The sequence below is a fragment of the Candidatus Saccharimonadales bacterium genome (assembly GCA_035945435.1).
In the GTDB taxonomy this organism is placed as follows: domain Bacteria; phylum Patescibacteriota; class Saccharimonadia; order Saccharimonadales; family DASZAF01; genus DASZAF01.
This window is the reverse complement of the sequence record DASZAF010000024.1, coordinates 34,792-59,833: the sequence shown is the minus strand read 5'-3', so window position 1 is coordinate 59,833 and position 25,042 is coordinate 34,792. Positions and strand designations below refer to the sequence as shown.

The following is a 25,042-nucleotide window of genomic DNA, read 5'->3' as shown; positions in this document are numbered from 1 at the left end:
GTATTATGAAGACAGTTATGGTTAGCAGAAATACAAACCTGCTTCGCTTCTACAATTTCTTTTACGAATTCCGTCCATACGGTGCCATCGCCGTTATCTATTTCGCGCATGTCACGCATTCCTATGCGTTAGGTCTGGCGGTCTTCTCAATCAGCGCCGTCTCTAACTCAATACTCCAGTTGCCAACGGGCTTCCTATCGGATCGGATCGGCCGAAAGAAGACGGTCATCCTTGGCTCAATAGCCAGTGTTATCGCACTGAGTCTCTACGCGTCTGCCCATTCTTTCCCAATCCTTCTGCTGGGTGCGCTCTTCAATGGTCTGGCCGGCGCGTCGATCAGTGGTAATAACGACGCCTTACTCTATGACACCCTCAAGTCAGCAGATAGAGAGGACGAATTCGCCACGGTGCACGGCAAAGTCAGTGCCATGTTTGAACTTGGCTTGGGTATTTCGGCCCTGGTGGCAACAGTGCTTGCGCTGGTGTCGCTCAGGTTTGTCATGGTCGCCTCCATCGTTCCTCAAGCTATCTGCGTGCTCATCGCCCTTGGGTTTATGGAGCCACGGCTACACACCGAAGAGATCGCCAGCGACCTCTACAACCACCTGAAGGGTGCACTGAAAAGTTTCAAAAGAAATGCCAAGCTTCGTAAGCTCAGCATCGCCTATATCGTCGACTTTGCCGTCCAGGAGGCTATCTATAACTTTAAGCCCGCGTTCAACTCGCTGCTGTGGCCAAACTGGGCGCTGGGTATTGCTCGTGCGCTCGATAACACGTTCGGCTTCCTAGGGTTCCACTTTGCCGGTAAGCTTATCGACAGATACACTGCGCTTAAGACGCTGTTTGTCCAGCAGGTGCTCGGTCTAGCAGACGGGCTGATCTTTGCAGGGTTTCCGAACGTCATCTCACCGATCATGCTATCAGGTAACGCGTTCGCGTATGGTGTGGGGGTTACTGCCAACCAAACCCTTATGCAAAAGGAGTTTACCGACAAACAGCGTGCGACCATGGGTTCGTTGAACTCACTCGGAGGCAACCTGCTTTATGCCGTAGTAACCTTCTGCGTCGGTTTAGTGGCTGATGGCATCGGTCCGGCAAGGACAATGCTCGTGTTGATCGTCGTATCGATCCCGGCAGTATTCTTGTACAGGGGTCTCTACAGAAAACACGCCCATGATACGTTGTGAGCCAGAGGGACAGGCCTCATACTGAGGCCTGTCTTTGCTAAAATGGGTTCATGAAAATCAGTGAGACAACCAAACATGCCATCAAGCATACTGTTCACTGTTTGATCGGCTGCGGTATTGGTGAGATTCTCGGGATGCTAATCGCCTCTCTCCTTGGGTGGCACAGAATTGGGAGATTGTCTCTGGCTATCGTCCTTGCTTTTGCTTTTGGCTATTCACTGACATATAGAGGAGTACGAAAACAGACCAAGACAGCCAAGGAGGCGATAAGGATAACGGTGGCGACGGACACGGTCTCGATTACCACCATGGAGCTTGTTGATAACACAATCGAGCTAATTATCCCCAACGCCCTCTTGGTAACAGCTACCCAGCCAAGATTCTGGTGGGGTCTGGCTCTGTCACTGCTAATCGCTTTTATTATCACGGTGCCAGTTAACAGGTACATGATCAGCAAACATGCGCTCGCGCATGCAGCCATGAAGTAGCCGCATGTTACATCTTTTGTCTGATTGACCGTCTTTCACTATACTGAAGCTATAAACATAAGTAGTTGGCTTGAGTGAAACGACCTAATCACCGTTATTCTTTCCTGCAAGGGGTGACCATACGTCCATCACATATGAAGATCGCTCTGTTTGGCGTACGCCGCTCGGTCGTGATGTTTCTGTCAATTGCAACCGTGCTGGCTGTTCTGTGCGCGGCCGGCTTCTTTATGTATAACGGCTTAAAGAAGGCTCACATTGCCGATTATCAGGTGGCGGGCGAGAATTATGAGATCTGTAACGAACAGTCTCAGTATCTGACGAGCCCGTGGACCTATAGCGCGCTAGGCTCAGGCGAGCAGACCTATACGGTTGCTCAGTATGAGGCCTTGCCGGGCTACGGTACGACCCTGCCACCGCTGCCCTCTTACATATCCAGCCAAGCTTCAACAACCGAAGCGGCTGCCATCTTTGCGCCCGGGAGTACCACTAACCAGCCCGCCTATGATTTTCCGGAGACGCCGATTCTTTACTTCTTTGAAGGTGGAACGTATGGACCTCTTGGCCTAGCGTCTATCAGCGGCGACGAATTTATTGGTGGATCGGCCAATGGCTACGGAGAACCCCAATTTGATGACGGTGGGAACGCGGATGGCATCGATGCCGGCAATGGCAGCCACTACTTCTCGGGCGGATCAAGCACCTTGGCCGCGATCGCCAACTCCGGCTCATCGACTATTACGACTACGTCGTCCATCCCCGGCTTCATCAGCAAGGTAACTTTCGCCGACGGCTCAACCTACGGTATTGCCACTGCCTCAGGGACATCCATTACTCTCAGCTCTCCGTTAACGGCTACGGAATCGTCAGGCAGTCAGGTGTGGGCCAACGTGGAGCAGCCGCTTGCAGAGGCCGCGTCCTCCGCTTCGCAAGGAGGCACCACTCTCACGCTGACAAGCTCGTCAATCCCGTTGGTCCAATATGCCAGTATCGTAATTGGCAGTGATACCTATACCATAACGTCGGTATCAGGCAACGAATCGGGATACACGATCGGGGTGGCCGGCTTGGACTCAGCTGTGGCAGCCAATACCCCTATCTATTACAACGCGCCAGCCGGCAGTGTGACGGTGTCATACCTCAATATAGCTCATGACTCGCATAACACCACGGGGACCATCTATACGGGTACCGGCTGGACGATTACGCATAACGATATTCACGATGGGTATATGAATGCCCAGGGGACACCTACTCCTGGCGATGGGGTGGCGTTATATGGCGGCGATCAGGGTACCATCGAGTACAACTGTCTCTCGAGGATGGGTGACTACGGCATTAATGCCTTTGGGACCAATAACACTTTTGACTACAACGAGATCTATGAATCCAACTATGAGCCCGATCCGGGTTGTGGCTGTAGCGGCGGTGGAAAGTGGTGGGGGACACTCAATGCCAACATTGTGGACAACTCATTCATCAACGACTCTCCGGTCGGCGGCACACCAGTCTGGTTAGATAACGGCAACTCGGGCACCTTGATCCAGGGCAACTTCTTTAATATGAGCTATACCTCGTCGATCGCGAGTGAGACGGGTTTCAATCTTGACGTAACTGGCAACCTTTTCGAGGATGGCGGCTGGGGCAGTGGCACCGGAGGATGTGGTGGAAATAACAACTGTAACGGAGCTATTAACATCAACACGTCAGGCGGCGCCCAGGTTCCTGGCAGTCGCTATGAGAACTCTATCTCCATCAGCAGCAACTACTTTGTCAACGATTGGCAGGGTATAGATATCTGGCAGGCCGGCGGCCGGTCATGCGAAAACTCTGGTGAAGGCTGGCCAGATGATGCGCCGTACTGCTCTGGAGGTTTTCCGAATACAGCAACGACAGCCGGTGGCGGGCAGTATTACTTCTCACATACCGGGGATACGGCCCATGGGGGCACGACCACAGTGGCTCAGTCCGCCTCTTCTGGTAGTTCCACGGTCGAAGTCGTCGGCACTGAGGCAATCGACGATCAGATCGGTTTTGCCGATCCTACCTCAACGACCACTACTGACACCACAAGCGTAACGACCTTTAGTGGGTCGGGCACCATTAACGCGAGTACAAGCGGCTTCCCCTCTTCTGGACAGTTACGTGTCGGTACCTCAGCTGCCTGGAGTGACGGCAAAGGCAGCTGGACGGGGGCTATCCTCTCATACACTAACACGACGGCCGGTACCTTCACCGGCGTCTCGCTGGTACGAGGTACGGGCACCTTGTCCGGCCCTATCCAGCAGGTTCAACCATACAAAGTTACAGCTGAGACCTGTTACGCTAACGACTGTAACCTCTCGATAACACCATCACTGTCATCGAATGAATCTTCCGGGACGGAAGTCAGCAACGCCGGTACCTGCCAGCTATACGCCACCAGCACCGCTACGCCGTCGAGCCCGATGGCCCCCTCCACTCCAGCCCTCTCGTACTGGGATGGCTGCCAATGGGAAGCCAAAGACATCACGGTTACCGGTAACACGTTCGTCTTCCAACCATCGGTGATTGCCAGTAGCGCGCCGCTGACGGGCGGAGGGACTTCGACGGCCTGTAGGTCTAGTAATACCGACTTCTGTGGCACAAACTTTATGGCCTACCAAGTAGGCGGTGAAGCGCCATTTCTTTCACAACTCACTGCAAATGCTATGGTAAGCAGTTCCTCATTCACTACCTGTCCGACATGGGACTCAGGTTGCACCTCAGACCCGCTTAATAACTTGAACGCGCTTTCCAGCCCGCCGGGCGTTCCAGCGGGCAATGGTATGGCGGCAGATAACGATGTATGGTCCAATAACACTTATTACGGTCCATGGAGCTGGTCAGACTTTATCTATGGGAACTGTAACGGAGGTGGCCTGGTCATGCCAGACGACCCGGCGACTGGCAAGAGCCTGACGGCTACGGCCTGCACCACCAACTTCTCTACGTGGCAGTCTGACTGGCAGCAAGATCAAGGTTCTACTTCGTCTAACGCCACACCGCCTTCGACCCCCTCGAACGTCACCGCCACAGCCAATGGGCCAACGAGCGTAAACGTCTCATGGTCAGCCAGCACTGACGCGGGGGGCCCAGGGCTCGGCGGTTACTACCTCTACCGTAACGGTGTTCTGGTTACGTCACTGGGCGCTGGCACCACAAACTACAACGATACAGGCCTGACTGCTGGCACCCAGTACAGTTATGTCGTCATCGCCTACGATTCGGCCTCACCCCAGCCGACTGTCTCTAATGCGTCGTCGACGGTCAACGTCACTACGCCGCTCTCATCCGTCCTCTCCTGTACGTCTCCTTCGGGTACCGGCAACAGCCTGGCCTGGTATGACGGCACGGCGCTCTTTGGCTTTTCCGGGCTAACCGGTTATAACACAGCTTCGACGGTATCGTCTGGCTACAGCCTCCCCAGTTGGGCCGGTGTCGGACAGTATAGCGGCAGCAAGAACGGCATCTTCTGGTACGACCCAAATACGACGACGATCTACTATATTAACGGCAGCAGTTTCGCCAATGCCCAAGCTGTCCGCGGACCTGGCATCGGCGCTCCGACGTGGGCCTGTGTCGGAGACTTTACTGGTGACGGTCGAGACGACAGTATCGCCTGGTATAGCGGCGGGACGCTCTATCTTTTGGCAGGCCCCGGACTGGCTACCAAAACCGCGATCACCGGTTACAGCTCGCCTGCATGGGCTGGCGTCGGCGACTATAACCATGACGGCAAGGATGATCTTTATTGGTATCTCGGCAGCACCGGAACGATCTACGTCATGACCTCGAATGGTTCGAGCTTCAATGGAGCCGCTCAGGTCAGGGGACCAGGCATCGGATCACCGACTTGGGCTGGCATCGGTAACTTCAGCGGCAATGGCTATCGGGACGCTCTAGCATGGTATGACGGATCTACACTTTATACCTTTGAGGGTCCTGGGCTGAACACGTCAGGTGCGGTCAGTGGCTACAGCCCGCCCGAATGGATGGGCGTGGGCCAGTGGAGTAACAACACATCGAAAGACGGTCTTTACTGGTATCTGTCTAACGGTACGGTTTACGGTCTTAGTAGTGACGGCAGTGCGTTCTACGGGGCTGCGACCCTACGAGGCCCCGGTGTTGGCGCCCCTGAGTGGGCAGGGACTGGGCAGATATACTAAGAGTCGGCATATGGCAGTAAAGAAGTATAGGAAAAAGCAGAAGAGCTTATCGCGCTATGTTAGATGGACGATGGCAATTGTCGTTCTTGCCGTCGCACTTATACTCGTAATCACCTATATCGTTCAACCAAGTTCTATAACACCTTCACCGAAAAACACTATTTCACGACCCTTATCGCCTCCTTCGACACCAGCCGTTCACTGTTCGGCCCCTGGGGCATCTTTCTGTCAGACACAGAACCTGTTCGTGCATTACGTCGGCATGAACGACTTTTCAGATATTCTTGAACATCAGGTCGCTACACCGATTACCTGTGGAGCTGCGGCCGATTCGACCGGAGTCTGTAGCGGAATCTCTGATAAGCTGGCTATCCAGACTTTTAAGGTCAGTCAGAACGGGATCGTTACTTATATGACCCGGAATGATTACATTAACTACTTCCTTACCTACGCCCAGCAGTACGGACCCTTTCACATGAGTGGTGATACAGGAGATAGTTCAGACATAACGATGGACTTTGTGAACGCGTCGGCCACAAAAGTGCTGGATTTCACATTTCATCACGTCAGTAGCGGCTGGCAGTTTATCTTCCCATCTACCTGAGCATAGCTAACGAGCAAACTTTTGAGAACTAAGTCAAATGACTTACAATAGCCGTAGTTATGGCAGAAAAAGAAAATAAGAGGGGAACTAGATTATCTGCCTCGAGAGTTCTGATCTTACTCTCGATACTCCTGTTGGTGATTGCCGGTTATAACCTGGAGAGATACAGCGGTTCAGCCTACTTCGCCCTTACCGGACGACCATTAAATCTCGACTTCTGGTCGAGCAAACCGAGCTTCTCACAGGCGCTGCCGGTCTTTTCGGGCACTGAAACATTCGGTCGTTCGACCTTAGCACCTGGCGATACACAGACGATTACGGTGAGCGCCACATCAAATACGACCATTTCAGCTTACTTTGAAGCATGGATAACGAGTCCGAAAGGCAAGCAAGTCTGGAAGAGCCCGATGATCAATCCGGTAAGCTTTAAAGCTGGCAAGCCCACGACTACTACCTACTCTTACGCCTTGCCTGCTGGCCTGCCTCCAGGAGTCTACACAGGTTCGTTGATCATCAACTCTCAGGACACCCACACAGACTATCTTGCTAAAGAGAATATCGTGAGGTTTAAGGTATCGTGAACCGTATTTGGGAAGAGATTCGCAGTAGCAAGCTATCGGTAGCCATCTTTCTGGTCGCCCTTGCTCTCTTTGTCGGTTCATTCGGCGTCAAATTCTTCGTTCTGAATCAGGGCCGCTTTCGCCCAGGCGTAGCCAAGGCCCTAAACGGCGACGTTGCCTGGCAGGTCTTTGACGGCGGGGCAGATGATCCAGGTACCAACTATAACGAGTCCGCTATAACTCAGTCGAACGTCCATAGTATGGCCGAGCTGTGGTCGTCAAGTCTGCCGATCGATGCCGACAACGCCATCGTCGAGCAACCTAATGTCAGTACCCCCGAAGGAGTGATGGATCTCGTCTTCGTCAACACCGAAAAAGGCAATCTTATCGCCTATAACGCCTGGAACGGGACGAAGATCTGGGAGGCCGATCCCTCATCAGCCAACTGGAACGGGCAGGGGACAAAATCAGCTCCGGCTATCGATCCGTCCGGCAACTACGTATACGCCTACGCCATAGACGGCTATATCCACAAATACAACATCGGAACTGGCACAGAAGTAACCGGTAACGGTTTCCCGGCTCAAGTGACCCTCCTCGCTAATAACATCGAGAAAGGTTCTGCCAGCATCAACATCGCCGGCGGCTATCTGTATATGACGACCAGCGGTAACGACGGCGACTACGGTCACTATGTCGGTCACGTCATAGCCGTCAAGCTGTCCAACGGCACAGAGACGGTCTGGAATTCAGAATGCTCTAACATTACCCAACTGGAAGATGCCAACTCAGGCGATTCAAACTACTGCGCTAATATCCAATCGGGTATCTGGGCTAGACCGGGCGTCAAAGTCGACCCAGTAACCGGCAATATCTTTGTGGCGACTGGCAATGGTCTCTACGACGCGAACAGTGGCGGCCATGAGTGGGGGGATAGTCTCATCGAACTGAAACCCGATCTTAGCCAGATCGTCGACTCATATACGCCTTCGACTTACGCTAGCTTGCAGAGTGGAGATGCAGACCTCGGGAGCACCGCTCCCGCCATACTGCCGACGCAGAACAGCTCGAATACCCCCTACATGCTGGTCCAGGCTGGCAAGGACCACATCGTTCGCCTACTCAATCGGGCGAACCTGTCTGGCCAAAGTGGCCCCGGCCATACAGGCGGAGAGCTTCAGACGATCACTATCTCGGATGAGGTCCACGAACAGCCAGCCGTCTGGGTTGACGGTAGCAATAATACGTGGGTCTTCGTGACTGATGAATCGAGCGATCTCTACGCCTACAAACTAGTGACAACGTCCGGCACCTCGCAACTTGTCCAGCAGTATGCGGAAAACATCGGTTCCAGCTCGTCGCCGTTCATCGCCAACAATGTTCTCTACCTCGATGCCGGCAGCAGCATCCTGGCCCTCAACCCAACAACTGGCGCCACCCTCTTCAACAGTAGCTCCATAAGCGTTGGTATCAGCATGCACTGGGCGTCACCGGTGGTTGTCAATGGCGTACTCTATACCCCGGATCTTAGCGGTCACCTGATCGCCCTTTACGTACCAGGCGCAACGGTCATCCCACCGACCGATCCGTCTGGTCTGCAGGCCACAAGTGAGACTAATAATTCGATCAGCCTATCATGGAACCAAGCGACGGACGCAAATGGCCCGGGTGTCGGGGGCTACAAGATCTATCGAAATGGCAGTCAAGTTGGGTCTGTCTCGGGGGCAACGAACCTGACCTATACGGACAACGGCTTAACATCCGGTACGGCCTACACCTATACGGTTAGTGCCTATGATACCAACAATCTCGAGGGCGGCCAGAGTGCCAGTATCAATCCGAGTACAACTGGGGGCGCATCCTCTCTCTCATGCACCACTCCCGCAGGGGCAGGAAACAGTCTGGTTTGGTATAGCGGCCAGTCTCTCTATGGTTTTTCAACGCCCGGTTTTGGAACGGCTGCCACGGTTGCTTCTGGTTACAGCCTGCCGGGTTGGGCCGGTGTCGGACAGTACGGTGGTGCAAGCAAAGACGGTATCTTCTGGTACGACGCCAACACGACTTCGATCTATTACATCACCGGTGGCAACCTTGCAAATGCAATACGGGTTCGTGGCCCGGGTATTGGTGCCCCAACGTGGGCCTGTGTCGGGAACTTCACGGGTGATGGCCAGGACGATAGTATCGCTTGGTACAGTGGCAGCACACTCTATCTTTTTGCTGGTCCCGGGCTAGGCACCAAGGCAGCGATAAGCGGATACAGCCAGCCCACATGGGCGGGCGTTGGTGACTACAATCACGACGGCAAGGACGATCTTTATTGGTATCTCGGCACAACCAGCACTATTTACGCCTTACCATCGAACGGTTCAACGTTTACCGGCGCCGTCGCTGTCCGCGGACCTGGCATCGGAGCTCCCGTCTGGGCCGGTGTCGGCAACTTCAGCGGCAGTGGGTTCAGAGACGCTCTGGCTTGGTACAATAGCGGGACGCTCTATACCTTCGAAGGGCCAGGTCTGGTTACCACGGGCAGTGTCAGCGGCTATAGCTCACCATCGTGGATGGGGGTAGGGCAGTGGGGTAGTGGCACCTCTAAGGATGGGCTTTACTGGTACTTACCGAACGGGACAATCTACGGTCTGAGCAGTAATGGCAGCTCGTTCTACGGTGCCTCGAGTTTGAGAGGTCCAGGCATAGGCTCCCCGAGTTGGGCAGGAAGTGGGCAGATATACTGATGGGTAGGAGATCGTCGGCCCGAGGTTTTTCGGTTATTGAAGTGATCTTGGTAGTAGCCATAGTGGTCGTGTTAGGCGTCGCTGGCTATCTCTTTTACAAGCATCATCATAAGACGCCTGTTACCACGCCCAAGCCCGTTACAACTAAGCAGACAAGCGCGATCTGTGGCACAGATGCTCAGACGATTAAACGGCAACAGAATAACTATGCTCAGGGCTGTCACTTCAGCGGCCTCGTAACAGCAAACGGATGCACGAGCCCGGGTCTGCCTATCGGCGATGTTGGGTGCAGTATTAAAGTTGGTAACGCTACGGTTGATGTCGTACATGGCAACATCTATGTGACCAAACCTTGGGGCACCCTGAATCTCACCAATACGCACGTTGGTGCCAGGGTGTTAGTCTATGCTCACCAACTCGACGTAAACAGCTTCACGCTGGAAGGATCAACCAACTACTACTTTAAAGCTGCCAATTAGCAGAGCGCTAAAGCTTTAATTATTTGGTATCATATGGGTGTGTTACGAAAACGACGATCACGATCTTCGCAGGTCCCGAGTTCTTCTCAGGATGCGATGGCAACTGATCTGAGCCACCACCTCGATCTACCGAATATAGGTGGAGATAGAGAAGTCGTAGAGCCAGCCCCAAAGAGAAGGTTCGGATTCTTCAGATCAGAGAAGGGGATTATCATATCCGTTGCGGTTGTGCTGTTGATCATAGGGGCGGGCGTCTTTGCTCTTGTTTCACACAACAAGCAGCAGGTCGCTGATAACAGCGGGATTCATAAGATTAAGCACATTATCATCATCATGCAAGAGAACCGCTCTTTCGATAGCTACTTCGGGACTTTCCCCGGAGCTGACGGCATCCCAATGAAGAACGGAGTACCGACGGTCTGCGTGCCCGACCCAAGGACGAACACATGCCAGAAGCCGTATCACGATACCAGCGATAAGAACACCGGTGGCCCGCACGGCCAGACCAACGCCACTGCCGACATCGATGGCGGCAAGATGGATGGCTTTATAGCGCAGTCGGAAGGCAGCAATAAGGGCTGCGGTACAGCCCCAGAATGCGCCTCATCTTCACAGAGCGACGTCATGGGGTACCACACCGCCCAGGAGATACCGAACTATTGGACCTATGCGAAAGACTTTACACTTGATGACCATCTCTTCCAGTCGAACGCCTCGTGGAGCCTGCCGGAGCATCTCTACTTAGTTTCGGAGTGGTCAGCCAAATGTACAAAGGCTGGCGATCCTCAGTCGTGCGTTAACGAACTGCAAAACCCAGGCAACCCTCCTGACCAAAAACAGGCTGCGAACAACCTGATAAGTAAGTGTAAGGCAGGCAATAACACTCCGGCCTGTCAAAAAGCGCTTGAAGCCGACGGCATTACGCCGGACATTGAGCAGCAGCTGCACACCCTGATTGCCCAGAACTGCAACCTGCAGTCAAGCTACAACTCCGCGACAGACAGCTATGGCTCGCAGGCGTTTACCAGCTGCGAAAACGCCATTAACAACGCTACCGTCAACATTCCGCCTAAGATGAAGCAGAAACTGATCACTGCCGCTAACGGTTTAATGCCGCCGGATTACGCCTGGACCGACCTAACCTACCTACTTCATAAGCAGAACGTCACGTGGGGCTTCTATGTCATGAATGGGACGCAGCCTGACTGTCAGGATGATTCGGATGTCACCTGTGCGTCTGTCACCCAGAACTCACATACCCCTGGCATATGGAACCCCCTTCCGTACTTTGATACAGTTAGGCAGGACGGCCAGCTCGGCAATATTCAGTCGCTCAATAACTTCTATGATGCAGCCCGGAAAGGAACCTTGCCTGCCGTCTCGTGGATTACCCCGTCAGGAAATGTTAGTGAGCATCCGCCGGCACTCGTCAGTACGGGGCAGGGCTACGTTACTGGTCTGATCGACACCATCATGAAGAGCCCGGATTGGAAATCGACGGCCATCATTCTCAGCTGGGACGATTGGGGCGGTTTCTATGACCACGTTGCGCCGCCAAAGGTAGATGCAAACGGATTCGGCCTTCGTGTCCCGAGTATTATCATCAGTCCGTACGCCAAGCAGGGCTACATCGACCATCAAACGATGAGCCAAGACGCCTACGTTAAATTTATCGAAGATGACTTCTTAAACAGCCAACGGATCGACCCGAAGACAGACGGGCGGCCGGATCCGCGACCGGATGTAAGGGAAAACCAGCCACAAGTTGGCAACCTAGTAAACGACTTTAACTTTAATCAGACTCCTAGGCAGCCAGTTGTCCTAAAGGGTGGCGTAATCTACTAGCTGTCAGTGTTAATTACAGCGGGCATTTACCTGGCTGTGACATGCATTGGTTGTACTTCTGTTGTGTGATACAGCCGAGCGGCATGCCGTAGTTGACATAACCTGCCGGGCAGTGGCTCGTTTGACCGACATGTATAACAGGTTTAACCGGGCTATGACGGTAGTAGAGCCAGCCAGCCACAATCACTAGTATCATCATGGCCGCAACCGCTGCCGCCAACCAGCCGATTGGCAATCTTCTTCTCTTTGTCTTGCTGATGGCAGGTTTGATGTTCGGCATGATCTAAGGATTGCCGCTAAATCGCTTGTTGAGCTTCTGGTCTATCTTATAAACGAGTGGACTGCAGACAAGAGCAAATACTGCGGTCGCTGAATAGAAGAAGATCCTATCGTGCCACTGCTGGTTGGTATGTGAGAAGATCCTCGCTATGATAGCACCGACTATGACGGCGACGATGAGCGATGCGACCGTTGCGCCGGCCAGATAAGTTACTCGTATCTGTGCTTCTTTGCGGTAGGACATAGTCTTTGAAATTACATTCCCGCTGATCGTTGGCTGCTGTCGTCGGGCTCGACATTGACGGCTGTGCCGTAGGCGACCACTTCGTTCATCTGTTGGCCAATATCGCCTGAGTCAAAGCGCATCATTAAAACGGCGTTTGCTCCACGGGCCTTTGCTTCAGCAACCAGCCGTTGCATGGCCTGTTCCCGGGTATCGGCCAGAAGTTTGGTATACCCTCGGACCTCGCCGCCAAAAATGGTTCTAAGGCCAGCTCCAAAATTACTAAACAGGTTGCGACTACGAACGATGAGGCCGAATACCTCGCCGTAGACTTTGGTGACTTTATATCCGGGCACATCATTGGTTGTGACAACTATTATTCCATCATGTTCCATGAAGCAATCTCCTCTATGCTGTTATTATAGTCTATATAACCGAGTGCGGAGAAGATGTATGGGGGGTGTCGGAGATCAACCTGGTGGTGAACGGTTTAGCGACGGGATGTCGGAGGTATTGACTGACCTAGCTGAAGCTCGCGGGTTGGACCCCGCTCTCGTTCTCAGACGGGCAAGGATCCTCATGGCAGCCCTTGATAGAGCCTCGCAAGCTGGTCGCCCATTGATTCTCCGAGGTGGTGACTCAGATGAAAGAAGACGTGATCAAGCCGAAGAACAGGAGGAGTAAATCGTATGGCAGACAAAACAAAAGTACCTGATATGAAGCTCGAACTAGTCCCTGTGCCAGTCTCAGATATTGATCGGGCTATAAAGTTCTATCTAAAAGCAGGCTTCGGTAATCTTCATGACACGAAGATGAACGATGAGATGCGTGTGGTCCAGTTCACGCCTCCAGGTTCAGGGTGTGCAATCGTCTTCGGGACCGGCATGGGACCGATCACGGATATGAAACCGGGCTCAGTTAAAGGATTGCACTTGGTCGTCAAAGACATCAAAAAGTCCCGTAATGCTCTTCTGGATCGAGGTATAGACATGGGTGAGATTCAGGATCTTGGCGGAGTGCTATACGCCTCGTTCGAAGACCCTGACGGCAACCTCTGGCTTCTTCAGGAGTGGCCTGAGAGCTACAAGGCATAGATGTCTACGGGTTCTCAGAACAAACCTGGCAAGTCGCCGCCAAAGATTGAGGATCCGTATATCATGCTGGCCCAGAGCCAGTTGAAGGAGGATCCAAAGCTAGCCAGGCATGAGACCAACAAGACCTTATCCCCGAGGATCGTTGCCGTCATGGCAATCGTTGGCCTGATCATACTGGCTGCTGGCAGTTACTACTTAGTTATGAGCTCGAATAGTACCTCGCCAAGCAAGAATACATCTACCAATACAAGCACGAGTGGTTCGAACTCCTCGAAGAGCGGTGGCTCGAACCCGTACTATCTCAACACTGACAAAAACACTACTAATGCCGAGAAGACCTGTGCTTCGGACCCGCTGACCTGCTAGGGTATAATGAAGATAGATAAGAGGAGGGGATATGTCATTCTTAGGTTCACTCGGCAAGATAGTTCAAGGTAAGCCAGTTTATGATACCAACCCGCCGCAGCAAAATCCGACTGACGGCCCAACAAATCAGCCTCAACCGGGTGCGCCCGCGCCGGTGCCAGGCGCACTGCCACCGGTCATCCAAAGGGACAATCCAGCAACCTTCCCAGTCGTCTTTATCCGAAACACGCTTACTCGGCCAAATGGTAACGATGTTCAAGTCTACTGCTTCATCCACAACAACTGGCATGACGCGATCAGAGTTAAGAAGATTCGCATCTTTGATCGGGAGACCGAAGTTGATTATGAGCTAAGTCCTGGCCAAGAGCGCGAAGTGCTGGTCTACCAAGGACCGGCTCCCCAGCAGAAGTTCGAGCAGGCTTTCTTGGACTATGAGACAGTTACTCCTGGCGGCTACTTCGAGGCGATGCATCTTGTGCAGTACATCTATCATGACGATAGTAAAACGTATCAAGTCGATCGTATGCAGCTTCATCAGCCGATACGCTGTGTCAGTACTTCCTAGTTTTTGAAGAACTCGTTCATGATTGGAGCTCGAACATCATTGCTTGTCATGGTCGGAAGGCTCCACTTCGATTCGATAGTGTGAAGCAGTGAGTAGTGACTGTAGGTCGCCTGAGACTGGTAGCCGTCCTTGACAGCCGACCCAGCCAAGATGGCCGCGACGTTGTTATCTGTCGAGCTGCCTTCATCCCAGACGACCACCAATAGAGAGTTCTGGGTGGTGAAGGCCTTGGATTGAAGAATGATCTGGGCGTTCGTCGATAGCCAGCTGTCGCCCGTAGCGATTGAGCAGTCATGCATGTCGTCGCAGAGATTCGGTGTTATAAAAGCGAAATCTGGCGTGGTCGCTAGTGATTGGAGGTCGTTTGTTAGCTGTGCGAACGGTACAACATGACTGTTGCAGCGTGAGGAGTTATTGATAATATCCGAGTAATAAACAAACGGGTTGTGCTTGGTGGCGTACTCACCTGAGTTAGCGGCGTAGCAGCTTGAGGGCATCCCCTCAGCATATTCTTTCCAGGTCCGTCCCGACTTTTCGATCTCGTCCGCCAGGTTATTAACGCTAAGTTCACATCCGGCTGCGGGAGGGTTGCAGTCGGAAGTGACGCCATCAGTTGACCCGCTTGTCAGGGCCAGGTAATTTGGCAAGCTGGGGTGTGAGACGGCGGAGTAGTTGGCGGCGTATGAGTACTCCTCGGCCAACTTATTGATATACGGAGCCTGAGAGTTGTTTATGATGCTACTGGCAGACTCGTTCTCCTCAAGAACGATGAAGATGTGCGCTAGACCTGTCGACACCGGTTGCTTTAGGGTGTCACGTGATTGACCCGGCGGGGCCGCAGGATAGCTGGCTCGTGGTAGCAAAACGGGCTTGTCGTACCCTTCTTTATCGATGAAAAGAATGACTAGGATTACAAGGGCGATGAGGGCACCGACACAGATAGTTAGTCGTTTCCACATACCTCTACTGTAGTACGCCGTGCCGAGCAGGGGCAAATTTTTTCAGTCTTGGTTGAAGCAGACGTTGCTGTCGATCTCGTTGACCGACATGCGGTGGCCGTTGACGATGGCTCTCGTGGGAAGGCCGGGTAGGGTAACGATAGAGTTTGGAGGGAGTGGGGGAGCCGGCTCCAGGCAACCGAGCGGGACGTTAGCGGTCAGGTTTGTACTGATCGGGATGGCGACGTTCGAAGTCTGATCGATGTTAACATTCGTGTTTTCGGCAGTCGTATTGTTGGCAATGAGGCTGGCGTAATTCGAGACGGTGATAGACATGTTGGTGGCGTAGCTATTGTTGATATTAGTGACCGACCAGTTAGTAGCCGTGAAGGCTACCGACGATCCAAGGCTGGCGTTGTTGATATTAAGAGTAGCCCCTTCGGTGTTGTTGTACGTCTTGAGGCTTGGACCGTAGAGAAAGACATGGACGGGCAGATAGATATGCTTGCAGAGACCACCAAGACAGCTTGGGGCTGCATCAGCTAGGTTCGTTGAGTCAACGTGCAGTATACCGTTATCATCCGTGATCTGGATGTTCGGGTGGTAGAGACCCGGGTAGTCCTCGAACGTGGCGTGAATCGATTGGTTGGTAACGACATAGGTCAGATCAAGATTGCTGTCAGAGCCGACGGTGAGTGAGGTTGGGGTAATCTTTGGCGTCTTGTTGACCAGGCTCAGCTCCCGGATGCTCTTATTGTCACCGTATTTATTGCTAAAGTGGTTGTAGACAAACATGCCTGAGGTAGCCGTACCTGCGATAGATAGGATAAGGAGCACAGAGAAGGCGATGGCCGAGATATTAAGTCTGGTTGAACGGTGCCCCCAGATGCGGATAGTGCAGATGATCAGCAGACCGATAAACGACAGGCAGCTAAGCCACATCAGGCCAAGCAGTAGATAGTCGGGTGAGTAACTTGTGGCGATAGAGCTGAACGGGTCGACATAAAAGAGGCCTGAGAAAGCACCGAAAGCACTGAGAAGAATAAGCGAGGCGATGGCCGTACCAATGACGGAGACGAAACGGCAGATCTTAGTGAGGATACGTCGGATCATGTTTGTTCCGTAGCCCAGGGACTTTTGGGCTGATCCCCGATAGCGTTGCAGGTTAGCAACAGTTACTGCCTTACCTGACATCTGCAGCTTATCTGCATTCGTCTTAGCTTCGGGAAGTAGTACACACAGGAAGATGTAGAGGAAAATGCCGAATCCGTAAAGGAAGGTAGCGACAAAGAAAGCCGCACGGATGAAGTTAGCATCGATGTTGAAGTATTGTCCTATTCCGCTGGCGACTCCACATAAGATAGCGTTATCTGGGTCACGAAAGAGCTTCTTGGTGTTGACCTCAGCGCCGGAGTGTTCATCGCTTGAGAACTGCTCAGGTTCACCGAGCTGCTCTTTCAGGGCCAGGATGTCTTTGTGGGTAACGACATCACCTTGCTTGATGTGTCGCTGAGCAAGAAGCTCCGGGATACGGGACTCGATGTCCTGCACTACTTCGTCGGCCATATCTTCGTCAAGATGATTACGAATGGCTGCAAGATATTTATTGAGTTCAGCCTCCGCTTTGGCCTCGATGCTGTAGGGTACTCTACCTATATGGATTTTATCGATTTTGTCCATGACTGCTCCTTTTCGATTGCGTCAATTGCCGACTGCATTTGACCGCTGCTCACTTTTAATTCCTCTAAAATTGCCTTCCCGTCCTCGCTTAGGTGGTAGTACTTGCGAGGAGGTCCTTTCACGGACTCTTTCCACACATGCACTAAGACGCCATCCTTTTGCAGACGGCTTAAGAGGGGATAGATGGTTCCTTCAACGACGATCAGTTTGGCCTCACGTAGCCGCTTGATGATGTCAGTACTGTAGACGTCGCCTTTTGAGCAGATGAGAAGGACGCAGTAGACGAGAATACCCTTTCGCATCTGGGTCATCAGCTGGCGGGCGTAGTCGCTGGAGAAAGATTCGTTCATATGACTACTATGTTATGCAAGGTAGTATGTTATGTCAACTATTATTTATTTGATATAGTTAGCTAATGTTTGAAGTGATTGGCATAGCTTCCGGAGTGCTATCCTGTGTCGGCTACATTCCGTATATTCGTGACATTCTGAGAAGTAAAGCTCGCCCCGAACGGGCTACGTGGCTTATTTGGAGTGTCTTGTCGCTGATTGCGTTCTTTGCTCAGCTTAACAAAGGAGCGACCCAGTCACTTTGGTTTACGGGTTTTAACTTTCTCACCACAGGTCTGATCTTCTCACTTTCGATCAAGCGAGGTATAGGTGGGTTGGCGCGGCGGGATATCATAGGGCTCTTGACGGCAGCCATCGGGTTGGCGCTCTGGTACCTTACGGGTAATGCGCTTTATGCCTTAATCGTTACGATCGCAGTCGATACGGTAGGATCTATACTGACGATCCTAAAGACTTACGACCATCCATGGACTGAAACGTACACAGTCTGGGTGCTTGACGGTCTAGCAAGTATACTCGCAGTTATTTCGGTCGGGAGACTCGACTACACGCTCATGCTCTACCCATTTGTTTTGTTTGTGTCTAATTTCATAATCGTCGGCACGATATATACTGGTCGGCACCTCAAAAAACCTACCTCCAACAAGAGTTGAGGTCTACCTGCTTTCGAGTAGACCCTCTTCCTTCTTATCCATTCTCTCGATCCTGTCAGCCTCTTTATCGATATGGCCGAGGATCTTCCTCAGGGCTGCGGTTTGCCTGTTGGAGACGACCGCGTTGGCTGCCAGAAGAAGTAGCTGTAAGTCGTTCTCAACGTCGAGTAAAAACTGGCTAGCGGTCGGTGGCTGAGTAACGCGGAGTACGAGTATGAAAGCCAGTGATAACCAAAAGAACCACATATTCCCGGTCGCATTGGTGACAATTGAAGCTATTTTCTGATTGAAACCTTTTGATTCATTTTCTTGTTTCATCGTATCCCTCCTAACTATTCGTTAGGCATCATTATATGCGAACTAAGCCGGATCGTTCCCTGAGGAAGAATAGAAAGGTTGGGTTTCGATCGAGCGAGATATGTCGTTGGGGCGGTTGGAAACCAGGGAAGCGTTCGCGGATCTCGGCCAACCCGATTGGATTATTGAGTCTGTGGACCTGCTCTATCGGGTGAGCCGAAGCCGTGTCGTATCCTCCGAGCCAGTCAGTCGTCGGTAAACTGCCGCCAGCTTGCTCACGAGCAATTAAGGCGGATACGGCTTCTATACCGATGATAGGTGGGCCGAATCGGGCGACAGCTACAAGGGCAGAACAAGTAAGCTCCCTATCTTCTCTGCCTTTCGGGGCCGTCGCATAGATAAAAGCAGTGGCAGCTCTCTTGATAAACAGACCGCGCCGGAACTCGAAACGTTTTCGTCCAGCTATGACCTCGCTGGCATACCTCGGCCAGAGACTGACCAGGACATTGGGTGGTGTCCACCATTCAGGACCGTACTGAAGTTCGAGCTGAGACACACTAGAAGTATAACGCCGGATGTTACTAGGCAGCCTCTTGACTGGTGGCTGGAGCGGGTTGATGGAGGCGCATTAAGCGGCTTCTTATCAGGGCCTGCGCGGCCAGCTGGCGGACGGGTCCGTAACCCGCAGTGAGCACTTCCGGCCTCGAATGGTGCGCTTGATGACTTCTCATGCGAAAGGCCTGGAGCGGGTCGAGGTTCTCGACGCCAATCCTGCCGTCCTGAGTGCCCGCTCTTCCTTCCGTATAGGCTGTGGTTATGCCGTGGGCTGACAAACCTGTGACGAAGCCGGCGACTGATCCTGCTGCACTCCACCACGGGTGGTCACGACCAGCTAGCCTGTTACCTAACCCGATTGCCGCCGCCGTGCCGAGCAGTGGGAGCATGCGTCTCATGCCACCTCGTGCGACGAATCTTTCAAGTCTCGGGTCATTTCTGTACCTAGGGGCACCGTCAACTACTTGGATAAGCGCATCGTCATCATGTGTCGTACCATCGAAGAGGAGGGAGGCTCGTACGTCGGGGTCGTCTAACGAGACACTGTTGCCACTGCTCTCTTCGAAAATATGCGCAACAGCCTGTCGTAGGGAGAGAGCTGGCTCGTTACCGAGGGCATGATGGTAGCGGTGATAGGCGGCAAACCGGTTCGGGCTCATACCAGTTACATTAAGTATTCTGCGTACTAATCGCTCATACCTCGGGTCGAGGATTGCGTTTCGATGCGCCAGTACCTGGTGAGCTAATGGTTCTACGGTTAACGGCTCAACCGCAGCACCAACCGCTGCTCCAACAAGAAAATTTTGCACAAATCCGTGCTCGCCACGTCCTAGTGACATGTATCTCTCCTGACTAAATTTAGAGACAAATTATACCTTTTGAATACGCATATGTCAATTGTATTTACTGGGGTCGACTTGCCTCATTTGCAATAGCCGTCCCTAGATCGTATGCTATGGGGTATGAGTAGTAAGAGTGGCACTAAGACGGCTCTCCTGGTGATTGTGTCCCTCATCGTCATCGCGGCTGCAGCCGGAGCAACCTACTATTGGCAACACAAGAAGGTTAATAACCTGAGTAATCAGGCTACTACCCTGCAAGGTCAGGTCAACAATCTCAACAAACAGGTTTCCAGTCTCAAGGGTAAGCTCCCGACGTCATCCAGTCCATCTCAGTCAACGAACAGCGCGAATGGGCTTGTTAAGGACTCATACGATACGGTTCTTACCTATGAACAGCAGCATCCGGGGGTCAGCCAAGCCGAGATTAACACCATCAAGAGCAACATGACGACCGGCCTCTATAACTGGCTGACCGCCAGCATCAAGTCGCCAGGAGCCGATCCGATCCTTTGCGCCCAAGCCGTCCCTGCCAGCGTCTCGGTCTCTGATGGTTCGACGAGCGGAGGTAACCTGACCGTACTGGTTACCGAATCGTTCGGCACTTCTACCTCGACCGTAACTACAACCGTTAACTTGAGTAGTAATAAGCTCGCTTCAATCACTTGCCCACAGTAAATAAAACGATACACTAAACAGGTATTTAAAGGACTCTATGGAACACGAGCCACATGCTAAGACTAACAACCTAGCCAATATCATTCTGGGCGGACAAGATGGCCTGGTGGCCATTTTGGGCCTTATCCTCGGTCTGGTCGCCTCGACCCACTCAATCCGTATCATTTTAGCCGGTGGTCTTGCAGCTACCTTTGCCGAGAGTATCTCTATGGGGGCGGTAGCCTACACCTCGAATATGGCTGACAGAGATCACTATGCCGCCGAAAGGAAGCGGGAGATGGAAGAGGTTGTCAAATATCCTGAGCAGGAGCGAAGCGAGGTCGAGGAGATCTTCAAGTCAAAGGGCTTCGGCGGCAAGCTGCTCACCGAGATCGTTGATCACATCACATCAGACAAGAAGCTGTGGGTCGATACCATGATGCGTGAGGAGCTCAATCTCCAGCTGATCAGCAAGAAGGATGTCTACAAGGCTGCCTATGTCGTCGGCCTATCAACACTGGCTGGCTCTATCCTACCGCTTATTCCGTTCTTCTTTATGCATAACGCTAATAATGCACTGGTAGTGGCCTTAGCCATATCCGTTCTCACACTGGCTGCCGTCGGTATCTACAAGGCCAAGACGACTCTTGGTAATCCGGCTAAAGCGGCTATCGAGATGGTGGTTATCGGCATGGGCGCGGCCTTGGCAGGCTATATAATCGGTCAGTTCTTCAAACAGTAAGACTTTAGGCTAAGACACTTACGCTTACGATGCTATACTGGGTGGCAAGATGGCCTCTTTGCGGAAGCTACATTGGATACGCTTCAAGTATTGGGTTCAGACCCATAAGAAGCAGACGATCATCATATCGGCGGTGGTGGGCATTCTTGTCTTTGGGGTTGGCGGCTACTTTGGTTATAAATATTTCTTTACTGCCAAATCAAAATCCGAGCCGGCGATTCATACTGCCGCGGTCATTCCTAAGAAACCACCGAAGCCGATTCTATCGCCCTTAACTGGGCTACCAACCACGGCTGCCTTGGCGGCTCGTCCAGTGACGGCCATTATGATTGAAAACGATCCACCGGCCAGGCCGCAGGCGGGTCTGAGCGAGGCAGGGCTTGTCTTTGAAGCCATCGATGACGGCGGTATTACCCGCTACCTTGCACTCTACCAAGAGGCGGAGCCGACCAACATCGGTCCAGTTCGCAGTCTCCGCCCATACTATCTTGATTGGGGAGCTACCTTTGACGCTTCGATCGTTCACGTCGGCGGTAGCGCGCTGGCCTTACAGGAAGTTACCAACGGTAACTACTTCAACGGGGATTATCTGAGATATCCACAGTACTTCTGGCGGATCACCCAGCGGGTGGCGCCGTATAACGTCTTCACCGACACAAGCCATCTCGATGAGCTGAACGCCAAACTTGGTCTGACACACAGTAACTTTGCCCCATTTCCACGAAAGCCTGACGCTCCGGCCGCAGTGCCGACTGCCACCAATATCCAGGTTAACTTCTCGAGTTACCTCTATCAGGTTAACTATACCTATAACAAAGCGACCAACACCTATCTGCGTGACCTAGAAGGCTCACCACAGATAGACTCTCTTGATAATCAGCAGCTCAACCCCAAAGTCGTGGTTGTCATCCAAGTTAACGAGTCAACCGTTATGGAGGATGGCTACAGACAAGTAATCGACACGACTGGTAGTGGCCAGATGTGGCTCTTCCAGGACGGAATCGTCACCCAAGGGACGTGGTCCAAACCGAGTGACAGTTCGCAGTTCGTCTTCACTGACACTGCCGGGCACGTTCTCAAGCTGAATGCCGGGCAAGTCTTTATCGAAGCCGTCCCAACCTATGAATCAATCTCATATACCGCTTCGTAAGTGTTGCTCAGACCAACCAGCTGTGGTTACATGGTAGCAACATAAGCGGTTTGTATATGGACGACGAACACGACTCGAGCTCTTCGAAGAAATACGTTAAAGAAGTTCCAACATCAAAGCCAGAGCCCTCAACAGTTGTTGGTGGTCCGGGTATGAGCAAGCTGATGACTGCACTATTGGTGATCATCGCCCTGCTGATCGCGGCGGGTGCTCTCTACGGAACCTACTACTGGCAGCACCAGAAAGTCACCAAGGCGACGAATCAGGTCAGCTCGCTTAATACCCAGATCATGAGCCTAGAGAACCAGGTCCGATCGCTCAATGGGCAGCTTAGTAAGAAGCCGGCGAGCTCTTCAAGCACCCCATCTACTCCAACGACTACGACGGTCAAACTGACCCAGATGGGGGTCGAGTTCACCGTCCCAAGCTCACTGAGTGATCTGACGTACTACTATTCGACAACTGACCCATCAGGCGGCGGTACCATAAGTGGCGAGACATTCGCTGATGTGTCGGCGTCATCGATAGCGTCGCAGGATTCAGGGTGCACGGCAAACTCGACAACTAATAATGCACAGGGGACTGCTCTTGGCATGATCATCAAAGGAACTGGCACGGGTGTGAGCGCTGAAGGTCTGGATGTTATCAAGCAGTTCAACGGCTACTTTATTGCCTACTCCGAGCCCCAGGCGACCTGTAGTAGCAGCACATCGGTCGACTCCACTCTTATGAGCGATATCGCAGCTCTGAAGACGGCTCTCAGTTCCGTGCAACCGATCCAGTAGATATCAAAAAGCATAAGGTTGCCCCGTTGTCGACTCTGGGATAATAATGATTCTATTATGTCGATTCCAAAGGGCAGCACCTTGCTGGCACCAACTCTTACACGTCCCGAAGTAGGGGACTACTTCTTGCCGAGTGAGGGGATCAGGCTTAACGAGCGCGTTCTACCATGCCCCGCTCTCTCACTTCTTGAACTGCAGAGGTTTCGGCTGCTTGCTCAGCACGCCCTAGAGGTGAGAGTTAGTGGCCAAGACTGGCAGGCAGAAACCAAGTTAAGTTTAAGCGAACAAGGTGTTATTGCCGATCTCGGTTTTCGGGCCAGAACTCTGGCAGGCATCGGTATCACCTTCAACAACCTATGTATGAGCCCAGACCAGCTCGCTAAGATCACTTTCAATGAAGCGACCGGCTGCTGGGTATTGCCCAGGCCACAATCGTCAGCCGAAGGCAAGGCGCTGAGACCTCCTCGTTATGCCGTACTCGGCTGTAAGGCCCTCACCAGCTCGAGGCAGGCCCACCGAGTGACATGGGCCCAACTTATGCCACAAGGGCCGGACTACGAACTCGGCGACCTAGTGCTTGATCATCAGTGTCTCGAAACATTTTGTGTCTACCCACGCCATGCCGAAGCCGTGACGAGCGAAGAGAATACCCGTCGATGGCGTGCGCAACATGAGAGTAGGGGAGGTACACTGTTCCATCTTGCTGGCGACGGAAGCATAGTCTGATATACTAGCACGTAGCGTAAGCAAGATAAAAAGATCATGGATCCTTCTAGTCAAAAAGCCTTCGAAGAGATGCCGATTGAGAAGAAACACGAAGTGGCTCCCGAGCATCATCTTCATGCCAAGCCGCTACACAAACACGGCCACCGCTTTATTCTGGCCTATATTGCCATTCTGCTTCTGGCAGTCGGCTGCGGAGGCATCTATACTTGGCAGCACGATAAAGTGATAAAACTCGATACTCAGATCAGACAACTCAACGCGCATGTCGCCAACTTGAAGACGCTAGTAGATAAGATCCAGAAAGAGGTCGCTACGACCACGAAAACCAGTGGTTCGTCGAAATCAACCAGCTCGTCAACGAGTTCGAACACCCCCTCGGCCTGCACAAATTCGGAACTCGGCCTTAGCTTGAGCCAACCAAATGGAACGGCGGGTACGATCTACGCCGATGCTATCCTGACCAATCTATCCTCAACGACCTGTACGCTCGAAGGCGTGCCGCCGAAGGTTACTTTGACGACCTCCAGCGGATCTGTTCTCGGTACAGCCACCGGCTCGGGCACCGGCACGACCATCACCCTGACACCCGAAACGGCGGCCCACGCCACCGTCGGCTTTCCCTTAGATAATGGGGAGCAGTGTACCGGCCCGGCCAGCTATCTTGAGTTGACTCTACCCGGCCAGACCGCCCCGCTTAAAGTGGCTGACACCAATCAATACTGTACTGGCTTCTCTGTTCAGGCTATCACCAACGGCAGCTAGATACCTTGTCATCAAGATCATAACGGGGCATACTAAGAGCAAAAGTAAACAAAAGGACTATCGTATCGATGAAATGCCCCAAGTGCGACAAAGACATGCGCGTCACCTACAGTGACATCAGCTCCAACAATCGCAATGGCCGCAAATATGATCGTACCTATTACACCTGCGACACGGACGACGTCTGGTTAAGCGTTGAGATTCCGCGAATGGATGACGAAGCCGCCATGATTACTCCGGACGTGGGCGCGGAACCAGCACCGCCACCTCCTCCCACCGATACTCCAAGTTAGTTTTCG

General features: G+C 52.7%; 29 protein-coding genes. 20 read left to right on the top strand and 9 right to left on the bottom strand.

Annotated elements, in window-relative coordinates; translation table 11 throughout:
- Positions 1 to 17: 17 nt before the first annotated feature.
- From VGS28_03485 to VGS28_03450, 8 genes are all read left to right on the top strand, one after another.
- Positions 18 to 1,187, top strand: coding sequence for an MFS transporter (locus tag VGS28_03485; GenBank protein HEV2412843.1), 1,170 nt, complete (start codon positions 18 to 20; stop codon positions 1,185 to 1,187).
- A 50-nt stretch (positions 1,188 to 1,237) separates the two neighbouring features.
- On the top strand, positions 1,238 to 1,675 hold the full coding sequence (locus VGS28_03480) for a DUF4396 domain-containing protein (GenBank protein HEV2412842.1): 438 nt from the start codon (positions 1,238 to 1,240) through the stop codon (positions 1,673 to 1,675).
- Positions 1,676 to 1,809: 134 nt separating this feature from the next.
- Positions 1,810 to 5,859, top strand: coding sequence for a fibronectin type III domain-containing protein (locus VGS28_03475; protein ID HEV2412841.1), 4,050 nt, complete (start codon positions 1,810 to 1,812; stop codon positions 5,857 to 5,859).
- Positions 5,860 to 5,869: 10 nt separating this feature from the next.
- Positions 5,870 to 6,463, top strand: a complete 594-nt coding sequence (locus tag VGS28_03470; GenBank protein ID HEV2412840.1) for a hypothetical protein — start codon at positions 5,870 to 5,872, stop codon at positions 6,461 to 6,463.
- Positions 6,464 to 6,522: 59 nt separating this feature from the next.
- Positions 6,523 to 7,044: a hypothetical protein gene (locus tag VGS28_03465; protein HEV2412839.1), complete on the top strand. Its 522-nt coding sequence runs from the start codon at positions 6,523 to 6,525 to the stop codon at positions 7,042 to 7,044.
- Positions 7,041 to 9,758 (top strand): PQQ-binding-like beta-propeller repeat protein, encoded by a 2,718-nt coding sequence (locus VGS28_03460; GenBank protein HEV2412838.1) that lies wholly within the window; start codon positions 7,041 to 7,043, stop codon positions 9,756 to 9,758. The genes VGS28_03465 and VGS28_03460 overlap by 4 nt, the downstream gene beginning before the upstream one ends.
- Complete coding sequence (locus tag VGS28_03455; protein HEV2412837.1) at positions 9,758 to 10,237, top strand: prepilin-type N-terminal cleavage/methylation domain-containing protein; 480 nt, start codon at positions 9,758 to 9,760, stop codon at positions 10,235 to 10,237. The genes VGS28_03460 and VGS28_03455 overlap by 1 nt, the downstream gene beginning before the upstream one ends.
- A gap of 39 nt (positions 10,238 to 10,276) precedes the next feature.
- On the top strand, positions 10,277 to 12,082 hold the full coding sequence (locus tag VGS28_03450; GenBank protein HEV2412836.1) for an alkaline phosphatase family protein: 1,806 nt from the start codon (positions 10,277 to 10,279) through the stop codon (positions 12,080 to 12,082).
- A 13-nt stretch (positions 12,083 to 12,095) separates the two neighbouring features.
- Here the strand turns inward: VGS28_03450 and VGS28_03445 are convergent, their stop codons facing one another.
- From VGS28_03445 to VGS28_03435, 3 genes are read right to left on the bottom strand one after another with little or no spacing between them, the layout of a single operon-like run.
- Positions 12,096 to 12,362, bottom strand: a complete 267-nt coding sequence (locus VGS28_03445; GenBank protein HEV2412835.1) for a hypothetical protein — start codon at positions 12,360 to 12,362, stop codon at positions 12,096 to 12,098.
- Between the two features lie 3 nt (positions 12,363 to 12,365).
- On the bottom strand, positions 12,366 to 12,605 hold the full coding sequence (locus VGS28_03440) for a hypothetical protein (protein ID HEV2412834.1): 240 nt from the start codon (positions 12,603 to 12,605) through the stop codon (positions 12,366 to 12,368).
- A gap of 11 nt (positions 12,606 to 12,616) precedes the next feature.
- Positions 12,617 to 12,979 (bottom strand): YbjQ family protein, encoded by a 363-nt coding sequence (locus VGS28_03435; protein ID HEV2412833.1) that lies wholly within the window; start codon positions 12,977 to 12,979, stop codon positions 12,617 to 12,619.
- A 58-nt stretch (positions 12,980 to 13,037) separates the two neighbouring features.
- On the opposite strand from VGS28_03435, the gene VGS28_03430 reads away from it, so the two are divergent.
- Genes VGS28_03430 through VGS28_03415 form a run of 4 tightly spaced genes read left to right on the top strand, consistent with a single transcriptional unit; the run spans position 13,038 to position 14,609 of the window.
- Entirely contained in the window at positions 13,038 to 13,268 is a 231-nt protein-coding gene (locus VGS28_03430; GenBank protein ID HEV2412832.1) for a hypothetical protein, read from the top strand.
- Between the two features lie 5 nt (positions 13,269 to 13,273).
- Positions 13,274 to 13,678, top strand: coding sequence for a VOC family protein (locus tag VGS28_03425; GenBank protein ID HEV2412831.1), 405 nt, complete (start codon positions 13,274 to 13,276; stop codon positions 13,676 to 13,678).
- The gene (locus VGS28_03420) at positions 13,679 to 14,044 is read left to right on the top strand and encodes a hypothetical protein (protein ID HEV2412830.1); all 366 of its coding nucleotides are present in this window, start codon (positions 13,679 to 13,681) and stop codon (positions 14,042 to 14,044) included.
- Between the two features lie 31 nt (positions 14,045 to 14,075).
- Complete coding sequence (locus VGS28_03415; GenBank protein HEV2412829.1) at positions 14,076 to 14,609, top strand: hypothetical protein; 534 nt, start codon at positions 14,076 to 14,078, stop codon at positions 14,607 to 14,609.
- Here VGS28_03415 and VGS28_03410 read toward each other — a convergent pair.
- Genes VGS28_03410 through VGS28_03400 form a run of 3 tightly spaced genes read right to left on the bottom strand, consistent with a single transcriptional unit; the run spans position 14,606 to position 17,577 of the window.
- On the bottom strand, positions 14,606 to 15,568 hold the full coding sequence (locus VGS28_03410) for an alkaline phosphatase family protein (GenBank protein ID HEV2412828.1): 963 nt from the start codon (positions 15,566 to 15,568) through the stop codon (positions 14,606 to 14,608). The genes VGS28_03415 and VGS28_03410 overlap by 4 nt on opposite strands.
- 42 nt (positions 15,569 to 15,610) lie before the next feature.
- Positions 15,611 to 17,227: a PspC domain-containing protein gene (locus VGS28_03405; protein HEV2412827.1), complete on the bottom strand. Its 1,617-nt coding sequence runs from the start codon at positions 17,225 to 17,227 to the stop codon at positions 15,611 to 15,613.
- Complete coding sequence (locus tag VGS28_03400) at positions 17,200 to 17,577, bottom strand: PadR family transcriptional regulator (protein HEV2412826.1); 378 nt, start codon at positions 17,575 to 17,577, stop codon at positions 17,200 to 17,202. Before VGS28_03400 ends, VGS28_03405 begins: the two co-directional genes overlap by 28 nt.
- 65 nt (positions 17,578 to 17,642) lie before the next feature.
- On the opposite strand from VGS28_03400, the gene VGS28_03395 reads away from it, so the two are divergent.
- Entirely contained in the window at positions 17,643 to 18,230 is a 588-nt protein-coding gene (locus VGS28_03395) for a hypothetical protein (GenBank protein HEV2412825.1), read from the top strand.
- Between the two features lie 3 nt (positions 18,231 to 18,233).
- Here VGS28_03395 and VGS28_03390 read toward each other — a convergent pair whose 3' ends face one another.
- From VGS28_03390 to VGS28_03380, 3 genes are read right to left on the bottom strand one after another with little or no spacing between them, the layout of a single operon-like run.
- The gene (locus VGS28_03390; GenBank protein HEV2412824.1) at positions 18,234 to 18,548 is read right to left on the bottom strand and encodes a hypothetical protein; all 315 of its coding nucleotides are present in this window, start codon (positions 18,546 to 18,548) and stop codon (positions 18,234 to 18,236) included.
- A 31-nt stretch (positions 18,549 to 18,579) separates the two neighbouring features.
- A complete protein-coding gene (locus VGS28_03385) occupies positions 18,580 to 19,083 on the bottom strand; it encodes a hypothetical protein (GenBank protein ID HEV2412823.1) in 504 nt (167 codons plus the stop codon).
- Positions 19,084 to 19,108: 25 nt separating this feature from the next.
- On the bottom strand, positions 19,109 to 19,891 hold the full coding sequence (locus VGS28_03380) for a hypothetical protein (GenBank protein ID HEV2412822.1): 783 nt from the start codon (positions 19,889 to 19,891) through the stop codon (positions 19,109 to 19,111).
- 153 nt (positions 19,892 to 20,044) lie between these two features.
- On the opposite strand from VGS28_03380, the gene VGS28_03375 reads away from it, so the two are divergent.
- The 7 genes from VGS28_03375 (at position 20,045) to VGS28_03345 (ending at position 25,036) form a co-directional block, all read left to right on the top strand.
- Positions 20,045 to 20,599: a hypothetical protein gene (locus VGS28_03375; protein HEV2412821.1), complete on the top strand. Its 555-nt coding sequence runs from the start codon at positions 20,045 to 20,047 to the stop codon at positions 20,597 to 20,599.
- Between the two features lie 37 nt (positions 20,600 to 20,636).
- Positions 20,637 to 21,320: a VIT1/CCC1 transporter family protein gene (locus tag VGS28_03370; protein ID HEV2412820.1), complete on the top strand. Its 684-nt coding sequence runs from the start codon at positions 20,637 to 20,639 to the stop codon at positions 21,318 to 21,320.
- Positions 21,321 to 21,369: 49 nt separating this feature from the next.
- On the top strand, positions 21,370 to 22,470 hold the full coding sequence (locus tag VGS28_03365) for a DUF3048 domain-containing protein (protein HEV2412819.1): 1,101 nt from the start codon (positions 21,370 to 21,372) through the stop codon (positions 22,468 to 22,470).
- Positions 22,471 to 22,526: 56 nt separating this feature from the next.
- Positions 22,527 to 23,255, top strand: a complete 729-nt coding sequence (locus tag VGS28_03360; GenBank protein ID HEV2412818.1) for a hypothetical protein — start codon at positions 22,527 to 22,529, stop codon at positions 23,253 to 23,255.
- Between the two features lie 57 nt (positions 23,256 to 23,312).
- Complete coding sequence (locus VGS28_03355) at positions 23,313 to 23,981, top strand: hypothetical protein (protein HEV2412817.1); 669 nt, start codon at positions 23,313 to 23,315, stop codon at positions 23,979 to 23,981.
- Positions 23,982 to 24,017: 36 nt separating this feature from the next.
- Positions 24,018 to 24,743: a DUF4232 domain-containing protein gene (locus VGS28_03350; GenBank protein HEV2412816.1), complete on the top strand. Its 726-nt coding sequence runs from the start codon at positions 24,018 to 24,020 to the stop codon at positions 24,741 to 24,743.
- Between the two features lie 68 nt (positions 24,744 to 24,811).
- Complete coding sequence (locus VGS28_03345) at positions 24,812 to 25,036, top strand: hypothetical protein (protein ID HEV2412815.1); 225 nt, start codon at positions 24,812 to 24,814, stop codon at positions 25,034 to 25,036.
- Positions 25,037 to 25,042: the final 6 nt, after the last annotated feature.